Below are 9,297 nucleotides of genomic sequence, written 5' to 3'. Positions count from 1 at the left end.
TTTGGTGTCTCGATAGCGGCGGGGAAACACCTGATCCCATCCCGAACTCAGCAGTTAAGCCTGCTAGCGCCGAAGGTAGTGCCAGGGTGACTTGGTGTGAGAATAGGAAGAGGCACCATCTATATAAAAAGCCAGATCATTGATCTGGTCTTTTTTTATTTTGGCGTTTAGAAATCTTTTAAGCGCTTTCTTTTGAGGAGTTCGTCCTCGTAAAATCCATACAGATTGAATACAAATGAAAGGATGTGGAAGTTGGTTTGTTAATCGACTTTAGTGATGCCGAGCTTTTCTTCCTTATCCATAACTTCTAGAATGTGGAGAGGGTGAAACTTCACGCTGAGCCCCTCGTTGAGCTTGAGAGAGAGTTCCGCGTTGATCTTTCTGTGAAGAGACTTTGTATTAAAGTTTATCTGAGGATATTTCTCTACAAGATCTGCTGGGTTGTGAACGACAAATTCTGCGTGTTCCCAGCCTGTATGAGTTTTTTTGCCTTCTTTTGGTGCCGGGAGTTCAACACATGAGATTTCGTAACTTTCATATTTAAAAGGATTGTTGAGTTCAATAATAGAAATTGGCCTGCCTGAAACAATTGTTTCTGCTCTGAGTTTTCCGTGTTGAGTGAAAAAGCTCTTCATTTCTTGGTATTCTTGCAGAGTTTGGACTCGATAGCAGATATGATCGCAGAGATCTATTTCTGTAATTCCAAGTTCTTTAACTTGATTAAGGATATTTTCAAAAACTGGTTTCCAAGATGTCATGATTGTTTCGTTCATTCTTAATCAATATATTAACTAAGGATCAATGTAAACTGATTCTAATCATAGAAGAACTTTTAATTTGTCGCTAACTTAGAATGGCTTGTAAATTATTAAGTAAGATAGAGGTGATATATGTTCTGGCCTGCTTTAACTGAAGAAGCTGTAAGTAAGAGAGTGTTTTCTTGTCTCGAAAAGAATATTAACTTTAGAGACAATATTTTACTTGGGATACCGGGAACACATCTTGATGAAAGAGTTTTTCCTCTAGAGGATTTAGTAAGAGATAAACCATTTCTTTCTTCCTTTGTGGCAAATCCCAATCATATTGGGATGCATACAGATGGTGATTCAGAGGTCTTCTTCAATGGAACTCATCAGTTAGAAGTCGAGGCAATTCAACTGTGTGCTCAAGAAATAATGAGGGCCAAAGCTGGTGAGTACAATGGGTATATAGCTTCAGGGGGTACAGAGGCGAATATTCAAGGGATATGGCAATTAAGGAATTATTTTCAACATAAGTATAAGTGCTCGCTTGCTGAGATTGCGATTATTCATTCTGTTGATACTCATTATTCAGTGTATAAAGCGGGGAATCTCTTAAGTCTTAAAACTCTTCCAATTGATGTTCATTTTGAAACTCGTGAAATGGATATTTCTTGCTTTGAGTTGGCCTTAAAAAAGGCCAAGGAACAAGGAGTTAAGTATTTCATCTTCTTTGCAAATATGGGGACGACAATGTTTGGCTCAGTGGATGAGATTTCAACTTTCACTCCATTTCTAGAAAAGTATGGGGATGACTATTGGATTCATATTGATGGTGCTTTTGGTGGGTTTATTTATCCTTTTACTCATCTAGAGTCTAAGATGAATTTTTCACACCCAAAAGTTTCTTCAATAACAATGGACGCACACAAGATGCTGCAAGCTCCCTATGGTACAGGGATATTTCTAAGTCGTAAGATATTTAGTGATTTTACATTTACCGATAAGGCCAGCTACGTAAAAGGAAATGATTCGACTCTTTGTGGAAGTCGATCTGGTGCAAATGCCATAAGTGTATGGATGATTCTTAATAGCTACGGATCACAGGGAGGGATTGAGTTTTGCCAAGAATTGATAGAGAGAACTGATTTTCTTTGTTATTGCCTTGATAAGATTAAGGTTAAATACTTTAGAAATCCCTATATGAATATTGTGACAATCCCTGCTGATCAAATATCTGAGGATATGGCGCGAAAGTATCATCTTGTTTTTGATAGGGTTGAAAAGCCTCAATGGTTTAAGGTTGTTGTTATGGACCATGTGAAGGTTGAGCATATCGATGCCTTTATAGACGCTATTTGTTGATGACTATAGGCCATGAAAAAGCTAAGATTTTTTCATGGAAAATATACAAGTTGAAACTAAGAAAGTCCCACTAGCAAGAGGGCTGAAATATGGAAGTATTGCGGGAATCGTCTACTTTTTCATTGCATTCTTTGCTAATTGGAATCATCCACTTGAGTTAAGAATTCAATCATCGCTCTCTCATGGCCTCTTCTGTATGGGGATGACTTTTTTTTCAACTTCTATGATGGAGTTCTTCTTCAATAGGTTTGAAGGACTTATGAAAAAATATATATTCGCAGTTCTTTTCTCTGGTTGTGTTTCACTAACACTAATGATTTCAGTTCATCTTGTAATGGGAACTCCTGAAGTTTTCACAACAGTCTTTGCTTCTGCAATTACGAGTACTCCTTATTACTTACTTTTTCCTTTGAAGCTTGTTTTTGAATATGAAGAAAAGATAGACCGTTTTGCATATAGAAGAGATGAGAATTATAGGAGAGAGTGGCATGTTCAAAAAGTTTCTCGCCCCTATAATTTGAAAGATTTCTTAAAAGTTGTCCTCTTGAATTTGACTAAGATTTCTATGAAAAATCCTGCCGGAGTCGAATCTTTAGAGAAGAAGTTTAAGATTAAAGAAGGGTCTCGTGAGCTTAGAATTGGTTTCTTAGGGGATCTGATGCCAATGTATAAGTATGGGTGGAGACTTAGTGACGAAGTCAGGGGGATGCTGGGGGAGGTTGATTATCTTGTTTGTAACTTTGAAGGGCTTTTGGAAGGACTTTTGGAAGGAACTCTGAGTGGAGAGCGTCAAAAGGTTCTTCTTTCTCAAAATCATAACACTGGAATATTAGAGAGTTTAAAAGAATTCTTACCAGCTGAAAAAATCATTCTATCAGTGGCCAATAACCACAGTGCGGATTACGGTTATGACTATTTAAATCAGAACTTTGAGGCCTTGAAAAGAGAAGGGTTTAAGGTTGTGGGAAGTCGAGATGTACCATCTATTCTTCTTGATGAGGGAATTAATCTCGTTGCTGCTACTGAGTGGTCAAACCAACATCATGGTTACCTCTCTTTTCTCGAGTACTCCGTAAAGCATGTCGATAAGAATAACTTTAATCTCCTGTACCCTCATTGGGGTCATGAACTAGAGTTTTATCCGAGAGAGAAGCAAGTCCGTTTGGCCAAAGAGCTCTTGAATGACTTTGACGCTATCGTTGGTCATCATACACATATTCCAGGTCCTATTTCTAAGTATGAAATTAATGGTGAGGAAAAGATTGTGGCCTATTCTTTAGGGGATTCAGCAACAGGCCTTTATCGCAGGCGTTATCGATATGGAATGGCCCTAACATTAGATTTTGGTAGGAATGACACGGGAAGACTTGAGCTCTTAGAAGGGAAATGGTGTTTTACTCAGCTTCAAAAAGAAGAGGGTCGTTCTTATATTCTCAAAGAGATTGAAAATTACCCTGTTTAGCGCTTTGATTGACTATATTCTGTAAAAGAATGGTCAATCTTTAATAGAGCTGAAGTGTAGAGGCGTCGTAGTTCCTTATCCTTTTCTCCGCGTCTGGCCATCTTAAGGAGTACTTCAATATCTGAAAGAAGTTGGAAACCACCGGGATGATTCTTATTTGTCATACTAGTGTGACGTGTTCTTATATAAGGTAAATTTGCGACTTTTAGTTTTTTAAGAGCACTCTTTATTTTAGTCTTATCTCTTTCAAAGAAAATTGAACCAATTATCTCTGCGGTAACTTTAGACTGAGATCTTACCAATTCACTTGTGTTGTCATAGTACTGTTTTGACTTCATTTCTTTTGCTACTTCTTTGTCAAAACTATCTGTGATATCTGGATATTTCTTATGAAGTTCGGTTAGCATTTCTGGATGCATATTGAGAATGGCAGTCATAAAAGAGGCACGCATGGTTCTATTGTTTTTGAGATCTTTATAGTGGTCAGCAAAGTATTCCTTCGCAGGATTAGTTTTACTAAAGTGACCAAGTAGAGCGATATCTTTCATATACTCTTCACTAGTCTTAGATGAGTAATCTCCCTTACAGACATTACAAGCTGTTTTCTGCGAATTCTTATTGAACTCTCTTGGGAAGCAGCAGACTTCACATCCATATACGATGTCATATCCTTCTTGATGGTTGTAACCATAGTTGTGGAGCATTTCGTGAAAAAAGACAGAGGTCATCTCTTCTGTATCAGTAGAACCAAAGAACCCTGTTTTAAGACTTGGGTTGATTGTTATTAGTGGGTGAGGAGTTCCTCGAAATGTTCCCGGCTGGGTTGTTGCTGCGGCCATTGCGTCAGAGCTGCGGCTTGAGTCATCTTTTTTAAAGTACTCTTTGTCGTTACAAAGAACATTAACTTGCCAGGAGTTATCCTTTAAGGAAGAGTCCATTCTATTTAAGAGATTGAATAACTCTACTTGTTTCTTTGAGTTCTTACTCTGCTTTGCTAGTTTTGTTAGACAAGAGAGTCCTTGCCTCGTCGCGTTTGAAATAATCTTTGATAGGTTTTTCTTTCCAAAGTTTTTCTTGCAAGAGTTGTGAATAAGAAAGTTCTCTAGGCCTAGTAAATCACTATTGACCTTTTTAAGCGTTCCATCAAACTTTTTGACGAAGTCGTTTATTTCATTGAGGACATGGCTTCTATCGATATACTGGCAATCATCATTTGCCGTTTGGACCAAGTCATATTGATATTCTCTAATAATGCTTTTTACAGGTGTTAAAGAATATTCTGTTACTAAAACTTTTTGATCTTGAATTTTTGCAATGATTTCTTTATCAAAATCGCCATCAAAATTAGTATCTTGAAGTTCCGTGTAGAGAGAGGACTTTTGTTGATATTCTTTTTTGTGATCAATCTTTCCATCATAATTTCTATCTCTTTCAAAACTTAGAAATCCTGATTGATTGTAGAAGTAGGTACTATCAATTTTTCCGTCAGCATTATTATCATACTGGTAGGCCTTTTTATCTGTAGCCTGAATTTGTAGTGAGAGAATGGAGATCAAAAAAAAGTGCTTCATAGGAAGCACTTCGGAATATTCAATAATTTCTTAACGATTCTTGATATGTTTGCTCTACCATTCTGGTGCAATATAGACATCAATCTCAGGATTATATTCATCTCTAAGAATTGCTTTGATTGCTTCAAGAGTTCCCGTTGTTGAGCTTGGACAAGTTCCACAGGCCCCTTGGTATTTGATCAACAGAATATTGTCTTCATAAGATAGAGTCTGAACATCTCCACCGTCTGCTTGTAAACCCGGTCTGATAGTCTTATCTAGGACAGATTCAATTTCTTTAAGCTCTGGTGAGAGTTGTGCCCTTCTTTCTGCTTCTGGGTCAAACTCTTCATAATCTGGGTTATGTTTTGGTAGGAAAGTATCAATTGTCTCAACAATCTTTGGTTCTACATCATCCCAAGATTCATAATTAAATTTTGTAATAGTAATTACATTTTCAAAAAGGTGGATTTGATCAACACCTCTTACTGTAAAAAGATTTACTGCTAATTCATTCTCTCCACATTCCATTGGCGTTCTGTAAGTTGAAGATCCTTTTAACTTTACAGGGTTGCTAAGGATGAACTTTAGCGCATTAGGATTTGGAGTTGGTTGTACACTACTTATATTTTCACTCATATCGTTTACCTTCTATAAGAATTCTTTCGTCTTCTTTAGCCCTTGGATAAAAATATCCACATCTTCTAATGTGTTATAGACACTAAATGAAGCTCTAGCCGTTGCTGGAACATTCATTCTCTTCATTAGTGGTTGAGTACAATGATGACCCGTTCTAATTGCAATACCTTGTCTATCTAGTAGAGTTCCTAGGTCGTGCGGGTGTGCGCCTTCCATAGTAAAAGAGAGAACAGAAGCTTTCTTCTTTGCCTCTCCAATGATTTTGACACCATCGATTTTAAGGATTTCTGTTGTCGCATAATCAAGAAGCATCTTTTCATGTGACAGAATATTTTCAAAACCTAGTGCATTGATGTAATCAAAAGCATACTTTAGAGCAATTCCTCCTGCAATATGTGGAGTTCCTGCCTCAAATTTATGTGGAAGATCATTGTAAGTTGTCTTCTCAATTGTCACGACGTCAATCATATCTCCACCACCTTGATAAGGTGGCATTTTGTTGAGAAGTTCTTCCTTACCGTAGAGAACTCCAAAACCAGTTGGTCCAAACATCTTATGAGAAGAGAAGGCCAAGAAGTCACAATCGAGTGCTTGAACATCAATCTTTTCGTGAGCAATTGATTGGGCCGCATCGACTACAAAAATTGCACCGACATCATGGGCCATTGATATCATTTCATTGATAGGATTGATGGTCCCAAGTGAATTTGAAATATGACAAGTTGCTACGATCTTTGTTTTTTCACTTAATAGCTTCTTGTACTCTTCGATAAGAATTTCTCCATCATCGTTGATAGGGATTTCTCTAACTGTTGCACCTTTTCTTTGCGCAGCCATTTGCCAAGGCACGATATTAGAGTGGTGCTCCATAGTTGAAACAAGAATTTCATCACCTTCATTTAGGAACTCAAGTGCGTAAGAGTGTGCAACTAAGTTAATAGACTCTGTTGTTCCTCTTGTGAAGATAATCTCATGACGGTGTTTGGCATTGATAAACTCTCTTGCCGTATCACGCGTTTCTTCGTATTTCATCGTTCCTTGCTCACTTAGAAAGTGGACACCTCTGTGGATATTTGCCGCTTCCTGAGTGTAGTGAAGGTGAAGAGCGTTGATTACTGGAAGACACTTAAGTGTACTTGCAGCATTATCTAAGTAGATTAATGGTTTGTCGTGAACAAGTCTGGCAAGTTCAGGAAAATCATTTCTAACTCTTTTTATATCAATAGACATATTTTCTATCCTTAAGCTTCGCTACCTTGATTATCAATTTGTTCAAAGGCCTCTTTCTCAAAAGATTCGAAAAGGACATCTGAAAGGTATTCTTCAATCTTATCATCTTCAATCTTTAAAAGTGTTTCTGAACAGAATGCATGGATGAGAAGTTTCTGTGCTCTTTCTCTAGAAAGTCCTCTCGATTGGAGATAGAAAGCCTCTTCATCACTCATTTGACCAACAGTAGCTCCGTGAGCACATTTTACATCGTCAGCATAAACTTCTAGTTGAGGTCTCGTATCTACTTTTGCCTTCTTTGTCAGGAGAAGGTTCTTGTTCAACTGTTCTGAGTTAACTTGCTGTGCATCTCTATCGACATACACTTTCCCTGTGAAGGCACCTCTTGATGATCCGTCTAGTACACCTTTGAATAACTGAGAACTTTCTGTATGTTCAACTTCATGTTTGATGAAAGAGAAGTTATCACAGTGTTGAGAGCCTTTAAGAGTATAGAGGCCGTCAACTGATGCTTGAGCCCCTTTTTCTTGTAGGAAGATATGAAGGTTGTGACGAGCTTTGTTCGCACCTGTATTGAAAGTGAAACTTTTGAAGTTTGCATCCTTCTTAATATAGGCATATAGGCTTCCCACGTGAAATGCCATATTACCTTCTTCTTGAACTTTAATATGCTTGGCATGCGCCCCATCAAGAAGTTCGAATGTTGTGACAGCTATATTGTTGTAGGCCTTGTTTTGATCACCTTTAAATAGTTCAACGAAGTTTGCTTGCGCAAAACGCTCAAGTCGAATATTGATTTTAGGTGCTGCAAATTTTCCTTCAAAGCTAGAGAGGTGTACAATTGTAATTGTATCATCTGCCTTAAAGTTCTTTGGTACTACAATTTCAAGTGTCTCTGAATTAACACTGTTATTGAGCTGTGCAAAAATGTCTTCCTTATCAGTCAGGTCTTTTTCAAGCTCTTTTATTTCAACAGTAATTTCCTCTGGGAAGAAAGAATCTGTTTTCGAGTATTGACCATTGAGGAAAACTATTTGGTACTTTCCAGCTACTTTTACACTCTTTAAAAGTCCTTTCTCATCAACTAGCTTGAAATTCTCTGGAAGAATATCGTGAGTTTTTGTATAGAGCCAGTCTTCCATTCTTGTATGTGGAAGACCTCTCTTTGAAAAAGCTTCAAAAGAGGCTTTTTGAATTGGAGTCTGAATTAATGCTCCAATATCATTCTTATAATTTTCTGTTAGGTTTTTAATATCCATTCTAATGTCCTATCCGACTACTTGATTAGCCAATCGTAACCTTTTTCCTCAAGCTCAAGAGCAAGCTCTTTTGTTCCTGATTTGATGATCTGCCCTTGGTAAAGAACGTGAACGTAATCTGGTACGATATAGTCTAGAAGTCTCTGATAGTGAGTTACTAGTACTACAGAGTTGAATCTGTTTTTAATAGCGTTAACACCTTTTGCGACAATTTTAAGGGCGTCAATATCTAGTCCTGAGTCTGTCTCATCTAAAAGTGCTAGGCGAGGGTTAAGAACTGCCATTTGAAGGATTTCATTCTTCTTCTTTTCTCCACCAGAGAATCCAGTGTTAACAGGTCTATCTAGGAACTCTTCTCTCATTTCTAAAAGATCAAGTTTTGGCATTAAGAAATCTCTGAAGTCTTTTTCAGACATTTCTCCAGCACCTTGAGATTTTGAAACTTCATTAAATGACTCGTGAAGGAAGTTGAAGTTTGTTACTCCTGGGATTTCAATAGGGTATTGGAACCCTAAAAAGATACCATTCTTTGCTCTTTCATCAGCCTCTAAATCTAGAAGGTCCGAGTCTTTACCATTGATATTATAAGTAATACTTCCGCTTGTGACTTCAAAAGCTGGGTGTCCAGCAATGACTTTAGAAAGAGTACTCTTTCCCGATCCGTTAGGACCCATAATAGCGTGAACTTCACCTGGTTTAATCGTAAGACTAATTCCCTTTAGGATTTCTTTGTCTTCAACTTTCGCGTGGAGATCTTTTACTTCAATCATTTTCTTACCTTTATTTCTAATATTTTAAATTTTTTTAACCAATTGAGTTCTCAAGTTTCATTTCGATAAGTTTTACTGCCTCAACAGAGAACTCCAGTGGAAGTTCTTTAAAAACATCTTGGCAAAAACCATTAACGATCATTGAAATACACTTTTCCATATCCATACCTCTTTGTTGAAGATAGAAGAGTTGATCTTCACTGATCTTCGATGTCGAGGCTTCGTGTTCTACCGTTGCTGTATTATTCTTTACATCAATATATGGGAATGTATTTGCTGANC

Annotated in this window: 9 protein-coding genes and 1 rRNA gene; 3 read left to right on the top strand and 7 right to left on the bottom strand. The window is 37.5% G+C overall.

Annotation, left to right across the window (positions count from 1 at the left end):
* Positions 1-2: 2 nt before the first annotated feature.
* A 5S ribosomal RNA gene (gene rrf, locus M901_RS10520) occupies positions 3-119 on the top strand.
* A 141-nt stretch (positions 120-260) separates the two neighbouring features.
* Here rrf and M901_RS10515 read toward each other — a convergent pair.
* Positions 261-773 carry a VOC family protein gene (locus M901_RS10515; RefSeq protein WP_021278176.1) on the bottom strand — a complete coding sequence of 171 codons (513 nt, stop codon included), beginning with the start codon at positions 771-773 and terminating at the stop codon, positions 261-263.
* A 117-nt stretch (positions 774-890) separates the two neighbouring features.
* Between M901_RS10515 and M901_RS10510 the strand changes: the two genes are divergently transcribed.
* A complete protein-coding gene (locus M901_RS10510; protein WP_021278172.1) occupies positions 891-2,105 on the top strand; it encodes a pyridoxal-dependent decarboxylase in 1,215 nt (404 codons plus the stop codon).
* 34 nt (positions 2,106-2,139) lie between these two features.
* Positions 2,140-3,567 (top strand): CapA family protein, encoded by a 1,428-nt coding sequence (locus tag M901_RS10505; RefSeq protein WP_021278174.1) that lies wholly within the window; start codon positions 2,140-2,142, stop codon positions 3,565-3,567.
* Here the strand turns inward: M901_RS10505 and M901_RS10500 are convergent.
* From M901_RS10500 to M901_RS10475, 6 genes are all read right to left on the bottom strand, one after another.
* On the bottom strand, positions 3,564-5,138 hold the full coding sequence (locus M901_RS10500) for a hypothetical protein (protein WP_034721766.1): 1,575 nt from the start codon (positions 5,136-5,138) through the stop codon (positions 3,564-3,566). The genes M901_RS10505 and M901_RS10500 overlap by 4 nt on opposite strands.
* A gap of 54 nt (positions 5,139-5,192) precedes the next feature.
* Positions 5,193-5,756 (bottom strand): NifU family protein, encoded by a 564-nt coding sequence (locus M901_RS10495; RefSeq protein ID WP_021278175.1) that lies wholly within the window; start codon positions 5,754-5,756, stop codon positions 5,193-5,195.
* A gap of 12 nt (positions 5,757-5,768) precedes the next feature.
* Complete coding sequence (locus M901_RS10490) at positions 5,769-6,986, bottom strand: aminotransferase class V-fold PLP-dependent enzyme (RefSeq protein ID WP_021278178.1); 1,218 nt, start codon at positions 6,984-6,986, stop codon at positions 5,769-5,771.
* Positions 6,987-6,997: 11 nt separating this feature from the next.
* The gene (gene sufD, locus M901_RS10485; RefSeq protein ID WP_021278179.1) at positions 6,998-8,245 is read right to left on the bottom strand and encodes a Fe-S cluster assembly protein SufD; all 1,248 of its coding nucleotides are present in this window, start codon (positions 8,243-8,245) and stop codon (positions 6,998-7,000) included.
* Between the two features lie 17 nt (positions 8,246-8,262).
* Positions 8,263-9,015, bottom strand: coding sequence for a Fe-S cluster assembly ATPase SufC (sufC, locus tag M901_RS10480; protein WP_021278173.1), 753 nt, complete (start codon positions 9,013-9,015; stop codon positions 8,263-8,265).
* A 34-nt stretch (positions 9,016-9,049) separates the two neighbouring features.
* On the bottom strand, positions 9,050-9,297 hold a 248-nt coding region (locus tag M901_RS10475), incomplete at its 5' end, for a SufD family Fe-S cluster assembly protein (protein WP_034721765.1).

The sequence above is a fragment of the Bacteriovorax sp. DB6_IX genome (assembly GCF_000447775.1).
Classification (GTDB): Bacteria; Bdellovibrionota; Bacteriovoracia; order Bacteriovoracales; family Bacteriovoracaceae; genus Halobacteriovorax_A.
The sequence above is the reverse complement of the archived record's forward strand: the minus strand, read 5'-3'. Positions and strand labels throughout refer to the sequence as shown.

Bases quoted from the DNA above. Each gene is read 5' to 3' on its own strand.
- M901_RS10505 (WP_021278174.1), top strand. From the start codon at position 2,140: ATGGAAAATATACAAGTTGAAACTAAGAAAGTCCCACTAGCAAGAGGG.
- M901_RS10495 (WP_021278175.1), bottom strand. From the start codon at position 5,756: ATGAGTGAAAATATAAGTAGTGTACAACCAACTCCAAATCCTAATGCG.
- M901_RS10515 (WP_021278176.1), bottom strand. From the start codon at position 773: ATGAACGAAACAATCATGACATCTTGGAAACCAGTTTTTGAAAATATC.
- sufD (WP_021278179.1), bottom strand. From the start codon at position 8,245: ATGGATATTAAAAACCTAACAGAAAATTATAAGAATGATATTGGAGCA.
- sufC (WP_021278173.1), bottom strand. From the start codon at position 9,015: ATGATTGAAGTAAAAGATCTCCACGCGAAAGTTGAAGACAAAGAAATC.
- M901_RS10490 (WP_021278178.1), bottom strand. From the start codon at position 6,986: ATGTCTATTGATATAAAAAGAGTTAGAAATGATTTTCCTGAACTTGCC.
- M901_RS10510 (WP_021278172.1), top strand. From the start codon at position 891: ATGTTCTGGCCTGCTTTAACTGAAGAAGCTGTAAGTAAGAGAGTGTTT.
- M901_RS10500 (WP_034721766.1), bottom strand. From the start codon at position 5,138: ATGAAGCACTTTTTTTTGATCTCCATTCTCTCACTACAAATTCAGGCT.